Origin of the sequence: Streptomyces sp. NPDC086549 (assembly GCF_044746205.1) — a bacterium.
In the GTDB taxonomy this organism is placed as follows: domain Bacteria; phylum Actinomycetota; class Actinomycetes; order Streptomycetales; family Streptomycetaceae; genus Streptomyces.
In genome coordinates, this window is sequence record NZ_JBIVBS010000022.1 from 61,802 (window position 1) to 78,287 (window position 16,486).

The following is a 16,486-nucleotide window of genomic DNA, read 5'->3' on the forward strand; positions in this document are numbered from 1 at the left end:
GCCCGGTCAGCGGCCGTACCGGCCGGTCAGGGTGCCGGTGGCGAGCGTGTGGCCGGCCAGGGCGCGCCGGATGCCGTCGGGCGTGGCGCCGGCGGTGAGGTCCAGAGGCCGATCGGTGGCGTACACCGAGAACACGTAGTGGTGCGGCTTGTCGCCCCTGGGCGGACACGGGCCGCCGTAGCCCGTCTTCCGGAAGCCGTTGCGGCCCTGGGTGGCGCCCGGGGGCACCTGCCCGGCGGCCAGCTCCGTGGTGTGCGGGCCGATGTCCCACATCAGCCAGTGGGTGAACGTGCCGTGCGGGGCATCCGGGTCCTCGACCACGAGCGCCAGTCCGCCGGCGTCCGCGGGCACACCGGAGAACGCGAGCGGCGGCGAGACGTCCTCGCCGTCGCAGGTGTGGCGGCGCGGGATCGTGCCGCCCTCGGTGAACGCGGAGCTCGTCACCGCGATGCGGTGCGAGGCGCTGGGAGTGGGGACGGAGGAGCCGCCTTTGGCGTCACCGCAGCTTGGGAGGATGCCCATCGTGGTCACCAGCACTGCGGTCAGGAAGTTCCGGCGCATGCCCGGAACCGTAGCCGTGGGAGACCCCGGAGTCACCGACCGGCTGCGGTGCCCTCTCCAGGAACCGCAGCAGTTCCACCGGGATGGGCAGCACCAGCGTGGAGTTCTTCTCCGCCGCCACCGCCATCACCGTCTGCAGCAGCCGCAGCTGCAGAGCGGAGGGTGTGTCGGCCATCTGCTGCGCGGCCTCGGCCAGCTTCCTGGAGGCCTGCAGCTCGGCGTCGGCGTTGATGATCCTCGCCCGGCGCTCGCGGTCCGCCTCGGCCTGGCGTGCCATGGAGCGCTTCATCGTGTCCGGCAGCGACACGTCCTTGATCTCGACCCGGTCGATCTGCACGCCCCAGCCGATCGCCGGACTGTCGATCATCAGCTCCAGGCCCTGGTTGAGCTTCTCCCGGTTGGAGAGCAGATCGTCGAGGTCGCTCTTGCCGATGATCGAGCGCAGGGAGGTCTGCGCCATCTGGGAGACGGCGAAGCGGTAGTCCTCCACGTTGATGGTCGCGGCTGCCGCGTCCACGACCTTGAAGTACACGACCGCGTCGACCCGCACGGTCACGTTGTCGCGCGTGATGCCCTCCTGGGCGGGCACGGGCATCGTCACGATCTGCATGTTCACTTTGTGCATCCGGTCCACGGCCGGGATGATCAGAGCGAGCCCCGGCGTGCGTATCTCACTACGCAGGCGGCCGAGCCGGAAGACCACCCCGCGCTCGTACTGCTTGACGACCCGCACACCCGAAGCCAGGTACACCAGACCGACGGCCCCGGCGGCGACGATCGCCCCGATCAGTTCCTGGAGCATGACGACCTCCCTCGTAAGAGGCCCTTTTTCCACTTCTATAACGATATGCCCGCTGTCTGGTCCGGGGCCACGCCCCGCGCCCCGGACCAGATGGGCGGGCGCCCAGGTGTACTGAACCTAGACCGCCGTCATCCGCACCGGTTCCGTGCCGGCCGCGCTGTGTCGCTCGGCCCAGTTCTCCAGCGCCGTACGGCAGGCGTGGTCCAGGTGGTGCAGTCCGGACAGGTCGAGGCGCACCGGCCGGTCCTGGGGCAGTGCCTCCAGGCTGTCGAGGATCTTCGGCAGCCGCAGGAAGGTCGCGTTGCCCGACAGATACGCCTCGACGGGGCCGGCACCCTTGTCGACGACGTCCAGCCGGATGTGCGAGGCCTCCCAGGCGGTCTTGACGACCGCGAGCGCGAGCCCGATGAGCACGCCCTCGAACATGCTGACCACGACGATCGACACGGCGGTGACCACGAGGATCAGCGCCTCGCCCCGGTGCTCACGCCACAGGGACGCGATCGCTCGCGCCGGGACGAGCTTGGCGCCCGAGTACACCAGGATGCCGGCGAGGGCCGGGATCGGGATGTAGCCGAGCACGTCCGGCAGCAGGGCCGCGAACAGCAGCAGCCAGACGCCGTGCAGCACCCGGGAGGCCTTGGTCCGGGCGCCCGCCTGGACGTTCGCCGCGCTGCGCACGATCACCGCGGTCATCGGCAGCGCGCCGAGCAGCCCGCACACCGCGTTGCCCGCGCCCTGGGCGAGCAGCTCCTTGTCGTACTCGGTGCGCGGCCCGTCGTGCAGCCGGTCCACGGCCGCCGCGCTGAACAGCGACTCGGCGGACGCGATCAGGGTGAACGCCACGATCGTGCCGATCACATCGAAGCCGGCCAGTTCACCGAAGGCGCTCAGCGGCGGCGGCTGGACCGAGTCCAGCAGCCCCCGCACCTCGACGGTGGCCACCGGCAGGCTCAGCGCGAGCGCGGCCAGCGTGGCGAGGCCCACCGCGGCGAGCGGACCGGGCACCGTACGCACCTTCGCGGGCGTGTGCTTCCAAAGCACGAGGACGGCGACCGTGCCCGCGCCGAGGGCGAGCGAGGCCAGCGCCCTGCCGTCCCCGAGGGCGTCCGCGAACGCCCCGGGCAGCCCGGCTATCTTGTCCGGCCCCGAGGCCGGGGCCTTGGCGGCCAGCGCCGGGTAGAGCTGTCCGGCGATCAGGACCAGGCCGATACCGGCCAGCATGCCCTCGACGACCGAGACCGAGATGGCCCGGAACCAGCGGCCGAGCCCCAGCGCGCCCATGAGGATCTGGAGGACACCGGTGGCGAGCACGATCACGCCGAGGACGGCGAGTCCGAACTCCTGCACCGCCTCGAAGACGAGCACGGTCAGACCGGCGGCCGGGCCGGACACCTGCAGGCTGCTGCCGCGCATCAGCCCGGTGACGATGCCGCCCACGATGCCGGTGACAAGTCCGAGCTCCGCCGGAACACCGGAGGCGACGGCCACGCCCACGCACAGCGGGAGCGCGACCAGGAAGACGACGAGGGAGGCGGCGAAGTCCTTCCTGAGATGAGGAAACTTCGACTTGACGGCCTTGACGGCCTTGACGGCCGTGACGGTCGCGGGGGTCATCGGCGCGCTCACAGGGCCTCGAACGTGTCGGTCTGCGGCCGGTGCGTCCGTACGGCGCCGGTGTGCACCTCGTAGTACCAGGCGTGCAGGGCGAGTCGACCCTTCGCCAGCTTCTCGGCGACGCACGGGTACGAGCGCAGTCGCAGCAGTTGTGTCAGTACGTGGCTCTGGACGCCCTCGGCGACCTCGGGGTCCTCGGCCGCTCCCGCCGGGCGCGGGGTGGCCTGTGCCAGCCAGTCGCGCACCGCGGGTACGGCGGTCAGGTCGTCGCCGCGCACCAGCGCGCCGACGGCGCCGCAGTGCGAGTGACCGCAGACGACGATGTCGCGGACGCCGAGCACCTCCACGGCGTACTCGACGGTGGCCGCCTCGCCGGTGGGGTGCTCGGAGGCGTACGGGGGAACGATGTTGCCCGCGGTGCGGAGCTCGAAGAGCTCGCCGGGGCGGGCGCCCGTGATCAGGGCCGGGACGACCCGGGAGTCGGAGCAGGTGATGAACAGCACCTGCGGGGACTGGCCTTCGGCGAGCTTGGCGAACTCCTCAGGGCGTTGTCCGAAGGTACGGGCGTTGTCGATGAGGGGCTGCATGGTGTGACCTCCTGGCGCGCCTCGGTGGCGCGTCGGGCTTGCACGACGGTGGTGGGGGCGGGGCTGAACCGCCTCTCAGCAGCGGAAGACCTGAAGTGCGGCCGGAGAGAGGGCTCTCGAGGGTCTTGCTGTGCGGTGGTGCGTGGTGCCGTTCGTGGCCGTCGGGTGCGCGGCCGCCGTGCTCCGGCCGGCGAGCGGGCGCTCGTGCGCCCATCCGGGGGCGGCGGTGCGATGGCGGTCGCGGGTCAGTGGGGGGCCGGCCGGTTCCCCGGAGCGGCCGACCGCGCGGAACGTGTCCAAACCGTCGCGTGCCGTCTTCGAGGAGTGCTTGAATCCGGGCTGAGCCTTGGCCTCGGTGTGACTGAAAGTATGCGCAGGTGCGAAGTTTTCCGCGACCTTGATGAGCTGCAGGGCGAGCAGGGCGGCGGTGAGGAGCGAGATCACGGCCCGGGCCGTCGTACCTCGGAACATGCGCCCCCCTTCCGGCAGTTCACACTTCTCGCACACACCAAAGACTAGTCAATGGATGGTCAAGAAACACGTTAACCCTGCAAAGTTGTTTGCAGGGTCAACTCGATGTGTCGCGCGGAAGAGAGCGTGAAAAGTGCGGGTGGCGTGGCCTGAACCAGCCCTTGACCGGTGGAGTCCGAGTGGGCTAGATGGCCGCCACGAGTCCCTTGGCGTCCCGGGCCAGTGCGGTGAGCCGGGATATCGCGCGGAAGTACTTCTTGCGGTAGCCGCCCTTCAGCATCTCCTCGCTGAACAGCTGGTCGAAGGGCAACCCCGAGGCCAGCACGGGGACTTCACGGTCGTAGAGCCGGTCCGCGAGGACCACGAGCCGCAGCGCCGTCGACTGGTCCGGCACCGGCCGCACGTCGGTGAGGCACACCGCCGTCAGGTCGTCGGTGAGGGCGCCGTACCGGCTGGGGTGCACCTTGGCCAGGTGGTCCAGCAGGTGCGGGAAGTCGTCGAGCGAGGCGCCCGGGGTGGCGTACGCCGCCTTCGTCACCTGCTCGTCCGAGTACGGCGCCGGCGCCTCGGGCAGGCCGCGGTGGCGGTAGTCCTCGCCGTCGATGCGCAGGGTGCGGAAGCGGGCGGACAGGCCCTGGATCTCGCGCAGGAAGTCGGCGGCCGCGAACCGGCCCTCGCCGAGCTTGCCCGGCAGGGTGTTGGAGGTGGCGGCGAGCGCGACGCCCGCCTCGACCAGCTTGCCGAGCAGGGTCGACACGAGCACGGTGTCGCCGGGGTCGTCGAGCTCGAACTCGTCGATGCACAGCAGCCGGTGGCCGGACAGGGTCTGGACGGTCTTCTGGAATCCCAGCGCGCCCACGAGGTTGGTCAGCTCGACGAAGGTGCCGAACGCCTTGAGCGCGGGCTCGGCCGGGGTGGCGTGCCAGAGGGACGCGAGGAGGTGGGTCTTGCCGACGCCGTACCCGCCGTCGAGGTAGACACCACGGGGACCGGCCGGCGCCTTCGGCGCCCTGGCCTTTCCGAATCCGAAGAAACCGCGCCTGCCGCCGCCGACGGCGTGCGCCCCGCCGAGACCGCCCGCGAAGGCTTCGAGGACCCGTACGGCCTCGGTCTGGCTGGGCTGGTTCGGGTCCGGTATGTACGTGGCGAAGCGGACCGAGTCGAAGCGCGGCGGCGGCACCATCTCGGCGACCAGCCGGTCCGCGGGGACGTGCGGCTCGCGGGCGCACAGGGACATCGGGGTCGCGTCGGCTATCGGACTGAGGCTGGACGCGGCGGTGGAGGACGACACGGTTCCCCATGCTAAGCGCCGTGTCACACTGCACGGCATGCGACGCCTGTTCCCTGTGATCGACGAAACAGCAGCCCGGACCTCAGGTGGGGACGCCGCTGGGACCTCCGGTGCCGGAGGGACCGGTGGGGCGAGGGAGGCTGGTGAGCCGGGTGCCCCGGCCGGTCGTGCCCCCGCGGATCTCGTCGACCGTGAGTGGAGCCTGGCCGAGCTCGCCGCCGCCTACGCGTACCCGGCGCCGGCGACCGGCGAGCCCTGGCTGCGCGCCAACATGGTGTCCACGCTCGACGGTGCCGGCCAGCACGAGGGCCGGTCGCAGCCTATTTCCAGCGCGGCGGACATGCGGATCTTCGGCACGCTGAGGGCACTGGCGGATGTCGTCGTCGTGGGTGCGGAAACGGTACGGCTGGAGGGGTACCGCCCGGCACGCGCGCGTGCGGAGTTCGCGGCGGCCAGGAAGGCGGCGGGGCAGGCCCCGGCGCCGGCGATCGCGGTCGTCACCGCGAGCCTGGACCTGGACTACTCGCTCCCGCTGTTCACCTCCCCCGAGGTGCCCACCCTCGTCCTGACCGGCGCCGCGGCGGCCCCGGAGCGGGTGGCCGCCGCCGAGAAGGCGGGCGCGCGGGTGGTGATCGCGGGCGACGGCGCCGGAGTGGATCCGGCGCGTGCCGTGCAGGCCCTCGCCGTCCTCGGCCACACCCGGCTGCTCACCGAGGGCGGCCCCCGGCTGCTGGGGCAGTTCATCGCCTCCGGGACGCTCGACGAGCTGTGCCTGAGCATCTCGCCGATGCTCACCGCGGGAGACGCCCAGCGCATCGCCGGGGGGCCGTCGCTCGCGGTTCCCCGACGCTTCGAGCTCGTGTCCCTCCTGGAGGAGGCCGGGTTCCTGTTCAGTCGCTACCGTCGGTCCTGAAATGGGCGGAATGCGACGTTCCGATTTGCGTTCGACGGGCACACTGAATCCGGCAGTACCGGTGCGATCACGGGGCAGGATGGTTTCCGCAGGGTCTGGCACGGCCCACGGAGGAGAGAGGGCCCACACGGGTCCTCGAAGGAGAATGGGGCGTTGGTGTTCACAAGCGTATTGATGATCGAGAAGGCCCTGACGTCCGCCGACGTGGAGTTCGTCACCACTTTGCACGGAGAGGAGCAGGTCGCCTTCCGTGTCCTGCTCCAGCCGCGCGGCGACCAGGCCGACCGCCTTCTGCGGGCGATCGACGACATCGCGCTCGGCGAGCTCGACGAGGCGGCACACGAGCGCGGGACCCCCGAGGGCGAAGCCGCGAAGGAGCCCGCCCAGCAGGCCCTGGAGGTGTCCCTGAGAGCGCTGCGCGCGGCGGGTGCCGAGGCGGACGGCAGGCTGGTCGAGGACCACCCGCTGGACGCCCTGAAGACCCTGGTCGGCGAGGTCGGCGCGGACGAGGTGATCGTCCTGACCGACCCCCACTACGTGGAGGAGTTCTTCCACCGGGACTGGGCGTCCAGGGCCCGCCACAAGGTCGGCGTACCGGTGCTCAAGCTGTTCTCGCACAGCAAGGTGTGACCGGCCGCCGTAACGGACCTAATAGGTATTGGGTGCGCCGGGGCCATATGGTGGTGCGCTGAATGTTCGCTTCGCCGCACCACTCCAGGGAGACGCACATGGCCCCGGGCCTTCCTACCGCCATGGACCGACCGCACTTCATCGGCATCGGCGGCGCCGGAATGTCGGGCATCGCGAAGATCCTCGCGCAGCGCGGGGCCAAGGTGGCGGGCAGCGACGCGAAGGACTCGGAGACCGCCCAGGCGCTGCGCGCGCTGGGCGCGACCGTGCACATCGGGCACGCGGCCGAGCACCTCGCCGACGACGCCGGCTGTGTCGTCGTGTCCTCGGCGATCCGCAAGGACAACCCGGAGCTGGTGCGCGCGGAGGAGCTGGGCATCCCCGTGATCCACCGCTCCGACGCCCTCGCCGCCCTGATGGAGGGCCTGCGCCCGATCGCCGTCGCGGGCACCCACGGCAAGACGACCACCACGTCGATGCTCGCGGTCTCCCTGTCCGAGCTGGGCCTGGACCCCTCGTACGCCATCGGCGGCGACCTGGACGCCCCCGGCTCCAACGCCCTGCACGGCGACGGCGAGATCTTCGTCGCCGAGGCGGACGAATCGGACCGCAGCTTCCACAAGTACGCCCCCGAGGTCGCGATCGTCCTCAACGTCGAGCTCGACCACCACGCCAACTACGCCTCGATGGAAGAGATCTACGAGTCCTTCGAGACCTTCGCCGGCCGGATCGTGCCCGGCGGCACGCTGGTGATCGCCGCGGACCAGGAGGGCGCCCGGAAGCTCACCGAGCGCCTGGCCGGTTCGGTGCGGACGGTGACGTACGGCGAGTCGGCGGACGCCGACGTGCGCATCCTGTCCGTCGTCCCGCAGGGCCTGAAGAGCGAGGTCACCGTCCTCCTGGACGGCGCGGAGCTCACCTTCACGGTGTCCGTCCCCGGCCGCCACTACGCCCACAACGCGGTGGCCGCGCTGGCGGCGGGCGTGGCGCTCGGTGTCCCGGTCGCGGAGCTGGCGCCCGCCCTGGCCGCGTACACGGGTGTGAAGCGGCGCCTGCAGCTCAAGGGCGAGGCGGCCGGCGTCCAGGTCATCGACTCGTACGCCCACCACCCCACGGAGATGACCGCCGACCTGGAGGCGATGCGCGCGGCGGCAGGCGGGGCCCGCATTCTGGTCGTCTTCCAGCCCCACCTGTTCTCCCGCACCCAGGAGCTGGGCAAGGAGATGGGTGAGTCCCTCGCCCTCGCGGACGAGTCCGTCGTCCTGGACATCTACCCGGCCCGCGAGGACCCGATCCCCGGCGTGACCAGCGACCTGATCATCGAGTCGGCACGTGCGGCGGGCGCGGCGGTCATGGCCCTGCACGACAAGGCGGAGGTCCCCTCGGTGATCGCGGGAATGGCGAAGCCCGGTGATCTCGTTCTCACCATGGGCGCGGGCGACGTGACCGACCTGGGCCCGCGGATCCTGGAACACCTGTCGCAGCAGTGAGGGGCTGACACTCATGTCGTACGACGTCGAGAAGCCGGACGAGCAGTGGCGCACGGAGCTGACCCCGGCCGAGTACGCCGTCCTGCGCCAGGCCGGCACCGAGCCGGCCTTCGTCGGTGAGTACACGGACACCAAGACCAAGGGCGTCTACTCCTGTCGCGCCTGTGGCGCCGAACTCTTCACCTCGGAGACGAAGTTCGACTCCCACTGCGGCTGGCCGTCCTTCTTCGACCCCAAGGACACCGACGCCGTCGAGCTCCTGGAGGACCGCTCGCACGGCATGGTGCGCACGGAGGTGCGCTGCGCCCGCTGCGGCTCCCACCTCGGGCACGTCTTCGAGGGGGAGGGGTACGCGACCCCGACCGACCAGCGGTACTGCATCAACAGCATCTCCCTGCGGATGACGCCGGACGAGGACTGACGCGGGCTTCGTCGACGGCGCCTTCGGGGGTTGGCCGGAATCGGCACTATGGCATGTCCTCGAAGGGGCCAGAACCCGGCGAACAGCCCGACTCGTCTGCCGCCACCTGCGGTTTTACCTGGGAAAGGGCCTCTGACCTGCGTCGGAGGTCCTTTCCGATCTTTCGGGGGCTTGCCGCGTCAGGCGGCGAAAGTCCATCGGAAGTCCCTCAGGCAGAGCTGAGAGTCCCTGAAAAGTCCCAGGAGATGAGCGGCGGGAGACGCCGTCGGGCTGGTTCGGATCCATGGGATGGGGTCGTGTCCCGCCGTGTGGTGTAACAGCGATCACGGCGAAGATACAGGTCACGTGCCCAATCGGCCTGCGCGACTCCCTTGCTGGCCTGACTGGTCATCAGGTAGGGGTCTTGGCCGAGATGGCCGGCGCGGAGCCTACGGCCCTGGCCTCGGAGAAGGCCGCGTCACGGTTGGCAGCGCCGCGCAGCAGACGGCGCCAACTGACGTAACGTCAGGTCCGTCCGGTCGGCGAGCGCTCGAATCTGGCCCGCGACTGCACTTTCACGGTGCGGATCTGAAGGCCTGGCGCCCCGTGAAGAAGACGCGGGGGCGGAAGGCCGCCGCCCCGAAGAAGCCGACGGCGGCTCCAGAGCAGCCTGCACTTGACATCGAGTAGTCCGCATACGCCTTGGTGGGCCACTGCGCGAAAGCTCGGCCCACCAAGCGCGATAGACGACTTCAGGCCTGGGTGTTGGCCGCGTAATCGATGAACGCCGACCAAGCGGCGGGGGAGAGGGCGAGCTGTCCCAGCTCCCGCTGCTTCGAGTCGCGCACGTGGATGGACTCGTCCACGGCGACCTCGATGCAGTTGTCCCCGGAACTGCCGCTGTAGCTGCTCTTGAACCAGTCCAGTTCGGTGCTGCTCATAACGCTCCTCGCATCTGCTCCAGCAAGCTCATGCTGGCTTCGCGGCCGAGAGCCTGCTGACGCAGCTTGCCATAACGCTGGAGCATCGCGCTCACGTCTTCCGGACTGGTGATCAGGACGCTTGACTGCTGCCCTTCGGTGTACCCGATCCACTGATGATCGGGCGTCTCCGCAAGGTACATCTGCCCGTCGACACCTACGTGATCTTCTTGCCGCAGTGGCATGATCTGGATCTCTACGTTACGCAGATGCGCGGTCTTCAAAAGGTGGTCGATGAGAAACCTGGTGACCCCTGTGCCGCCTACCCGTCGTTCGATGAGCGCCTGCTCGATGACGAAGCTGAACGCCGTGTTCGGCCTCTCCACCAGCAACCGCTGCCTCTCCAACCGCGCCTCAACCTGCCGCTCGATCTGCTCCTCCGTCAGCGGCAGCAACCGCCTCTGGAAGATCGCCCTGATATACGGCTCCGGCTGCAACAACCCCGGAATCGCCCGGCACTCATACGCATAGAGCGAGATCGCCTCTTCCTCGATCCCCGCCCACTGCTGGAACCACGACGCCAACCCCTGCCTCCGCGTCAGATTCCGCGCCGCTGCCCGTAGAACACGCGGCGCCTCCAGTACCTCCCCGGCCCGCTCGATGAACCGCGGTTGCGGAAAGCGCCTGCCCTGCTCCAGCTTGGCGATGGCGTGGACCGAGTAGCCGACGACCTCGGCGTACTCCTCCTGCGTGAGCCCTGCCGTCTCCCGCAGCGCCTTGTGGACGGCGCCGAAGGTCTTGAGGCTGTCCGACGCCTCTGGTTCACTGCCTCCGGCTCCGGCCCCCGCGTCCTCGACGTCCACCACGCCCGGCCACCTCCCGTTCCCACCACGCGCGCTCAACCCGCCCATGGTTACGACACGTCACCAACCCTGTCCAGTGAGTGAACCAGTACAACGCGGCTGTACCAGTGTCGTGCCTGGCTGAACCGCTCGCCTCGGCGGAACGCTGGCCTCCATGACAGCTCCCCACGCCCAAGCCCCGGTCGCCGTACGTGTGTTCAGTCAGCGCCTCAGTGCCACCCGCCGCGGCGCCCGACTCGCACGGCGACTCACCGCCCACCAACTCGACGCCTGGGGAGTCCCGTACGGCTCCGACGTCACCGACACCGCCGCCCTGATCGTCGCGGAGCTCGCCGCCAACGCCGTCCTCCATGGCCGCGTCGCCGGCCGGGACTTCGCCCTGCGCCTGACGCACACGCCGGACAAGATCCGCATCGAGATCGCCGACGCCCGCGGCGAACGCCTCCCCGTTCTCGCGTCCACCCCTCCCGGCGGCGAAGCCGACACCGGCCGCGGCCTCCTCCTGGTCGACGCGCTCGCCGTCCGCTGGGGCGTCGAGACCGAGCCCGGCCCGGGCAAGACGGCCTGGGCCGAGATCGAGATCTGAATCCGCTAAGCCGCGGCGATCCTCTGGCGGACCGACTCCAGCCACTGCCGAAGCGACATCCCCTGCGGGGGCAAAAGGTCGAGCCCCAAGGCCGTCGCCGCATCGCCGAGTTCCTGGTCCGAGGAAACCATGGCCAGGAGTTCACCGAGCTCTCGCGCTGCCCGTGCACGATCCTCCGGTTCGGATTGGCTGACGTACTCATCGAGAGCCTCATCGCGAGACTCGTAGATGTAGGAGAAATCCCGGTGGAAGTAGGCCCCGAGCAACTGGCTCACCTCGGGGAATCGCTCGTTCCATTCCCAGGCGTTCTGCGGGTTCGCCTGGGGAACGCGTGACGGGTCCTGCAAGAGTCGGTGGAGATGGTCCCTGGCGATGCGCAGGCAGTCCTCCACGCTTGTCCCCATCGGTGGGCGGATGCGCGGCAGGTTCTCCACGTCGTCAGCGATCTCCTCGGAGAAGAGCCCGGCCGAGAGCAGGTCGTCGATCTGCTGTACCGCCGTTGCGGCGCGTGCGGGATCCCGGGCGGTGATCCTGAGATAAGAGTCCAGGCCAGGGCCCGGGGTCTCTGGTGTGTCGGAGAACGTGAAGCCGGTGCACGCATAGGCCTCCAGCAGACTGCTGAGTTCATGGAATCGCTGGCCCGGCGGAAGTGCCTGACTCATGGGTTGCTCCAAGCGCGCGTGTCAGGGCTGGGGGAACGAGGTGAGGACGCGGTATCCAGACGGCGCCGACGGGTCGGCCTTCAGGATGACGCGAACCCCTTTCACCCATTTCGTCGGCTGCCCGTGGGTGAAGTCGTAACGGGTGAGGTGGAGTCCTGTGTTCTCCTCGAACCTTGCATCCAGTCGCAGCGGTGCTTTCGCACCCTTGGCCAGCCAGGCGGATATCTTCCGCTGGTTCCTTACGGTGGCGAGAGTCTCGTCGGTGAAGCGTTGGGCCGCGTCGACGTCAACGTAACGTGAGTCCGAGCCAAGGCTGGGGTCTTCACGCAGACGCCTGCGCATGTCGTCGATGGTTTTGTCGACATGCCTCTTGATCGTATGAGCCTTGCTCCTGCCGCCAAGGCTTTTGCCCTCGTCACCGCGGACATCCGCGCGGTGCTCGGGCTTCACGCGCCCCTTGCGTTTGCTCCTCGGCCACGCGTTGTAGTCCCCGCCGGAGCCATCCGACGCACCCAGCGCCATGAGGACGATCCCGGCGGCACCGAGGACGCCGGCATTCAGGGCGGCTTCCGCTGTGAGGGCCCCGGCGACTTCGCCTCCGGCGAGCGCGAGACCTCCGGGAGGGAACAGGGCGAGCAGGGAGAGCAAGAGGAGGGCGAAGCCGAGGTAGACCAGGAAGGTGTTGAGCGCGTCGAGCAGATGGAACGTGTGGATCGCTCTGCCGTCGGGGCCCGCGGCCCCGAACCCGCGCCACAGCAGCAGCGCGCCGGTGGTGGCCGCCCCCAGCGCGGTCCCGAGGCGGAAGCGGTGGACCGCCAGCAGTTCCGCCATCGGCTGGGCGGACGCCGTCCGCCAGGTGCGGAGCAGGGTGATGAGCTGGTAGGCGATCCAGGCCAGGGCGGCGATGCCGAATCCCATGAGTATCCTCGGCCCCGAACCGGTACTGAAGAACTTCTGGAGGCCGGCGGTGGAGGTGAACGAGCCGACGCCCAGGAAAAGTAACGAGGGAAGCACCAAGACGCACGGGATCACCAGCAGCCACCGCCGTCGAGAACTGCGGGCCGTTCGGGCTGCCTTCAGCAGGGCGCGGATGTTCAGCGTCTGCCATGCGCGCTGGTTGTCGGACGCTTCCATCCGGGCGGTGATCCCGGCGACCACCGCACGCAGTTCCTCAGTGGTGCCGAGCGGCGTCGACGCCATGGCGTACAGCAGGGAGCGCCGCAGCTTGACGTAGCGTAGGGCGATCAGCAGGCTCCATGGCAGACGCCAGGTGGCGTATCGCAGGAGGGCTCCCAGGCTGTCGCCGTCGGCGCGTTCAGAGGCGAGCAGCACGTCCGGCGCGGCACGCCTGCCCCGGTGTATATGGCGCAGGTCCACAACCTCGGCGACGGCCAGGCACACGAGTGGTGCCGCCCACGCCTTGCCGTCCAGGGATTCGACCCACTGTGTGGCCCAGCCGCCGGGTTTCTGCAGGGCGTAGTTGTTCAGCGTGTGATGTGCGGCAGCGGCCACGATCGGGGGCACCGACAACAGGCGCACCCAGCCCCGCGCCCGCCACAGCAGCCCGGCCCCGAAACCGGCCATGGCCGTCCACACCAGGTGGGTGAAGGTCTCCGTGCCCGGCGGGCCGAGCATGTCCAGCTGACTGAACGGTGCCGGGAGCCAGGCCGTGAGCACCTGCCCCGGGCCGGGCACATAGGGCGGGGACAAGCTGTCCGGAATGATCCAGCCCCCGTCGCGGGCCATCGCCCGGTTCGCGTCCAGGCCGTACCGCAATACCGCCTCCAGCAGGCCGAAACCGGCTCCCAGCGCCGCGCCCAGCACCACGAAGTCGGTCAGGCCCCACTGGCGGCGAACCTTCAGGCTCAGCCCGGCCAGCAGCAGCGGGGAGACCTTGATCAGTTCCTCCACCCAGGGAGCCACGGTGTAGCTGGTGGTGTTCACCACCGTCACCAGCGACTGCGCCGACTGGTGCGCGTAGAGGCGGGTGTATGCGAGCTGTACCAACGCCGTCGCCACGCCGCACCCGTACACCCCGACCGCGAGCGCCAGCAGCACGGTCGAAAGGCGCACCGAACGCGTCGGCCAGGAAACGGCGAACAGTTGCAGCACGCCCCAGACGGCCGCCACCGCCATCATCAACGTCACCCCAGGCCCCCCTGTACCAAAGCGGCGATCGAATCGCGACAGTGAACGGGATGCACGCCCGCCGCAAGCCCCCCGCCTACGGCGGAGCACTTCTCGGACACCGTGGCGATCCCGCTGGACGCCGCCCGTCCTCGCCGCAGGCACCCCTCCCGTCACGTTGAGCGACAGTCCCGCACTCGGGTGTCGCACAGCGTGGTCGTCAGGTCACGGAACTTGCATCTGGCCTGGGCGCAAGGCATGCCAAGACTGGCAAGATTGGGGGTCGCGCACGATGCAGCGTGATCCGGGTGCCGTCGGGTGAGGGAACGAGAGCCGAATGCCCACCAGCGAGCTCTTCCTGCGGGATGTCATCGACATCAAGGAAGACGTCCATGCCGGCGACTTCAAGATCGAGCTCTCCGGTGGGTTCACTGAGACCGATGCCCGGGTCGCCGAGTACGTCGTCACCGACCAGCTCCAGGAAGCGTTCCGCAAGGCTCTCGGGCTCGTCGGGACGGCCGTCCGGTCGGGCAACTCGCACGCCGCCTACCTGCACGGTTCCTTCGGTGCCGGTAAGAGCCACTTCCTGACCGTGCTGCACGCGGTCCTGAACAACAACCCGGCGGCCCGCGCCAAGCCGCGCCTGCAGGAAGTGATCGCCGAGCACGACGACTGGCTGCGCGACCGGCGGTTCATGATGGTGCCGTACCACCTCGTCGGGGCGACGGACCTGGACTCCGCGCTGCTCGGCGGGTATGTGCAGGCTGTCCGCAACCGGCACAAGGACAAGCCGACGCCCGCCGTCTACCGGGCCGACGCCGTGCTTACGGACGCGCACCGGCAGCGCGAGTTCCTCGCCGACGACGCGAAGTTCGTGCGGTGGCTGGGGGAGGGCGCGCTGGCGGTGGCCCCCGGCGGTGCCGTGACGGCCGCGGACGAGGACGACGAGGACGACCTCGAGGTCCTCGACGCCGGTGACGCCCCGGACCGGAGCAGCTGGACCTCGGCCGACCTCGACCGCGCCTTCGCCGCCCAGGCCGGGGACCCGTACCGCGACGCGCTCGTGTCCGCCCTGCTGTCCGGGCCGATGGCCTCGTACGCGGAGGGCGCCCGCGGCGACAAGGACGCCTTCCTGCCGCTGGAGAACGGGCTGTCCGTCATCTCCCGGCACGCCAAGTCGCTCGGCTACGACGGCATCGTGCTGTTCCTGGACGAGCTGATCCTGTGGCTGCAGGCGCACATGGGTGAGCAGGACTTCGTCCGCGACCAGGTGCAGAGGCTGGTGAAGCTGATCGAATCGGGCGACAGCGACCGGCCGGTGCCGATCGTGTCGTTCATCTCCCGGCAGCGCGACCTGTCGCAGCTCATCGGCTCGGACGTGGCCGGCGCCGACGTGCAGAACCTCGAGCAGCAGATCAAATACCTCGCCGGGCGCCTGGACGTCGTCGATCTCGAGGACAGCAACCTCGTCGAGATCATCAAGCACCGCGTGCTCGCGCCGAAGCCGGGCATGGAACAGGCCCGGGACGACGCCTTCAAGATCGTCGAGTCGTCGAAGGACGAGGTCTCACGGCGGTCTTCACCTCGCCGCCCCAGTTCACCGTGCTGCAAGGCCGCAGGGAGATCGGCAGGACGGACCCGAGCCTGCTCACGGAGAAGATCGACGGGCCCCGGCGGCTGCTCCTCGCAGGGCGGAGCTGGCAGGTCACGTACATCGACTGGAAGCGCAAGCGGTGCTTCGTCGAGCCCGTCGACGGAGGAGGCCGGGCCAAGTGGAGCGGGGCGGGATTCGACTTCGGCATCTCCTTCGAGCTGGCACGCGCGGTGCGAGAGGTTCTTCTCGGTGCGAACCCCCTGGTTGATCTCACCTCGCGCGCGGAGAAGTACCTGGCCCAGGCACGAGAGCACTTCCTTGAAGAGGTGCACCCCGGCGGCACCGTGATCAACTGCGGCCCGGGCGGGTACGTGAAGTGGTGGACATGGGCCGGCCACCGGACGAACGCCACGCTTGCCTCCACGCTCGGAGAGGTCGCCATACCCGCCCAGCAGATCAACGACTGCTGGATCCGCCTGCGTGAGGACCTCACCTCCGACGCGTGGAAACACACGTCGACCGCGGCGGCCGAGCACCTGTGCCTGCCGGAGGTCGACGAGCGGGCGGTCAGAGGGCTGAAGTTCGCCGATGCACTGCCGCCGCGGCTCGCCGAATCGACGCTGGCGAGGCGGCTGGCGGATCTGGAAACCGCAGCGCGGGTACTCTCCGAACCCGTGCGCTTCGTCATGCGTCCAGGATGAGACACCTGGCCCTGTCCGGCTTGCGTTCGTAACTTCGCAGGGGATTTACGTGGCCTGCTGTCAGCCGACATGAGCGGGGGTCCACCTCAGAGCCCCGCTCTGCGTGCCGGTGTAGCCGGTATCCCAGATTGAGGGTCGGGTAGCGGCACCAGCCTGCCAGGTCGAGGACCGGGTCAGGCTAGCCGTGCGTGCATGCGGCCAGGAATCGCCTCCGCGGCGATCGGCCGCGATGGAACAAGCATCGCATCCCGGCCGTCGTGGAGTGCAGCAG

At 69.6% G+C, this 16,486-nt stretch carries 15 protein-coding genes and 1 pseudogene; 6 read left to right on the plus strand and 10 right to left on the minus strand.

Going from position 1 to position 16,486, the window contains the following annotated elements:
- Window positions 1–6: 6 nt before the first annotated feature.
- The 6 genes from ACIPSA_RS43565 to zapE all read right to left on the minus strand — a co-directional run bounded on the left by ACIPSA_RS43565 (window position 7) and on the right by zapE (window position 5,329).
- Window positions 7–561: a YbhB/YbcL family Raf kinase inhibitor-like protein gene (locus ACIPSA_RS43565; protein WP_402645744.1), complete on the minus strand. Its 555-nt coding sequence runs from the start codon at window positions 559–561 to the stop codon at window positions 7–9.
- Entirely contained in the window at window positions 497–1,363 is an 867-nt protein-coding gene (locus ACIPSA_RS43570) for a slipin family protein (RefSeq protein WP_402645747.1), read from the minus strand. Before ACIPSA_RS43570 ends, ACIPSA_RS43565 begins: the two co-directional genes overlap by 65 nt.
- 117 nt (window positions 1,364–1,480) lie before the next feature.
- On the minus strand, window positions 1,481–2,980 hold the full coding sequence (locus tag ACIPSA_RS43575) for a SulP family inorganic anion transporter (protein ID WP_402645750.1): 1,500 nt from the start codon (window positions 2,978–2,980) through the stop codon (window positions 1,481–1,483).
- Window positions 2,981–2,988: 8 nt separating this feature from the next.
- Window positions 2,989–3,567, minus strand: a complete 579-nt coding sequence (locus tag ACIPSA_RS43580) for a carbonic anhydrase (protein ID WP_402645753.1) — start codon at window positions 3,565–3,567, stop codon at window positions 2,989–2,991.
- A 75-nt stretch (window positions 3,568–3,642) separates the two neighbouring features.
- Window positions 3,643–4,038 carry a hypothetical protein gene (locus ACIPSA_RS43585; RefSeq protein ID WP_402645755.1) on the minus strand — a complete coding sequence of 132 codons (396 nt, stop codon included), beginning with the start codon at window positions 4,036–4,038 and terminating at the stop codon, window positions 3,643–3,645.
- 184 nt (window positions 4,039–4,222) lie between these two features.
- Window positions 4,223–5,329, minus strand: a complete 1,107-nt coding sequence (zapE, locus tag ACIPSA_RS43590) for a cell division protein ZapE (RefSeq protein ID WP_402645757.1) — start codon at window positions 5,327–5,329, stop codon at window positions 4,223–4,225.
- 37 nt (window positions 5,330–5,366) lie between these two features.
- Here zapE and ACIPSA_RS43595 point away from each other — a divergent pair, with 37 nt between their 5' ends.
- The 4 genes from ACIPSA_RS43595 (at window position 5,367) to msrB (ending at window position 8,783) form a co-directional block, all read left to right on the plus strand.
- Entirely contained in the window at window positions 5,367–6,242 is an 876-nt protein-coding gene (locus ACIPSA_RS43595) for a pyrimidine reductase family protein (protein WP_402645760.1), read from the plus strand.
- Between the two features lie 156 nt (window positions 6,243–6,398).
- Window positions 6,399–6,872, plus strand: coding sequence for an indole-3-glycerol phosphate synthase (locus ACIPSA_RS43600; protein ID WP_402645916.1), 474 nt, complete (start codon window positions 6,399–6,401; stop codon window positions 6,870–6,872).
- A 98-nt stretch (window positions 6,873–6,970) separates the two neighbouring features.
- Window positions 6,971–8,362, plus strand: a complete 1,392-nt coding sequence (gene murC, locus ACIPSA_RS43605; RefSeq protein WP_402645761.1) for a UDP-N-acetylmuramate--L-alanine ligase — start codon at window positions 6,971–6,973, stop codon at window positions 8,360–8,362.
- A gap of 13 nt (window positions 8,363–8,375) precedes the next feature.
- A complete protein-coding gene (gene msrB / locus ACIPSA_RS43610; protein WP_402645764.1) occupies window positions 8,376–8,783 on the plus strand; it encodes a peptide-methionine (R)-S-oxide reductase MsrB in 408 nt (135 codons plus the stop codon).
- Between the two features lie 731 nt (window positions 8,784–9,514).
- Here the strand turns inward: msrB and ACIPSA_RS43615 are convergent.
- Window positions 9,515–9,703: a DUF397 domain-containing protein gene (locus tag ACIPSA_RS43615; protein ID WP_402645766.1), complete on the minus strand. Its 189-nt coding sequence runs from the start codon at window positions 9,701–9,703 to the stop codon at window positions 9,515–9,517.
- On the minus strand, window positions 9,700–10,548 hold the full coding sequence (locus ACIPSA_RS43620; RefSeq protein WP_402645768.1) for a helix-turn-helix domain-containing protein: 849 nt from the start codon (window positions 10,546–10,548) through the stop codon (window positions 9,700–9,702). Before ACIPSA_RS43620 ends, ACIPSA_RS43615 begins: the two co-directional genes overlap by 4 nt.
- A 151-nt stretch (window positions 10,549–10,699) precedes the next feature.
- Between ACIPSA_RS43620 and ACIPSA_RS43625 the strand changes: the two genes are divergently transcribed.
- Entirely contained in the window at window positions 10,700–11,131 is a 432-nt protein-coding gene (locus tag ACIPSA_RS43625) for an ATP-binding protein (protein ID WP_402645771.1), read from the plus strand.
- Window positions 11,132–11,136: 5 nt separating this feature from the next.
- Here ACIPSA_RS43625 and ACIPSA_RS43630 read toward each other — a convergent pair whose 3' ends face one another.
- Window positions 11,137–11,793, minus strand: coding sequence for a contact-dependent growth inhibition system immunity protein (locus ACIPSA_RS43630; protein WP_402645774.1), 657 nt, complete (start codon window positions 11,791–11,793; stop codon window positions 11,137–11,139).
- A 21-nt stretch (window positions 11,794–11,814) separates the two neighbouring features.
- The gene (locus ACIPSA_RS43635) at window positions 11,815–13,932 is read right to left on the minus strand and encodes an RNase A-like domain-containing protein (protein ID WP_402645918.1); all 2,118 of its coding nucleotides are present in this window, start codon (window positions 13,930–13,932) and stop codon (window positions 11,815–11,817) included.
- Window positions 13,933–15,486: 1,554 nt separating this feature from the next.
- On the opposite strand from ACIPSA_RS43635, the pseudogene ACIPSA_RS43640 reads away from it, so the two are divergent.
- A pseudogene (locus ACIPSA_RS43640) lies at window positions 15,487–16,215 on the plus strand (ATP-dependent helicase); the annotation flags it as partial.
- Between the last annotated feature and the right edge of the window lie 271 nt (window positions 16,216–16,486).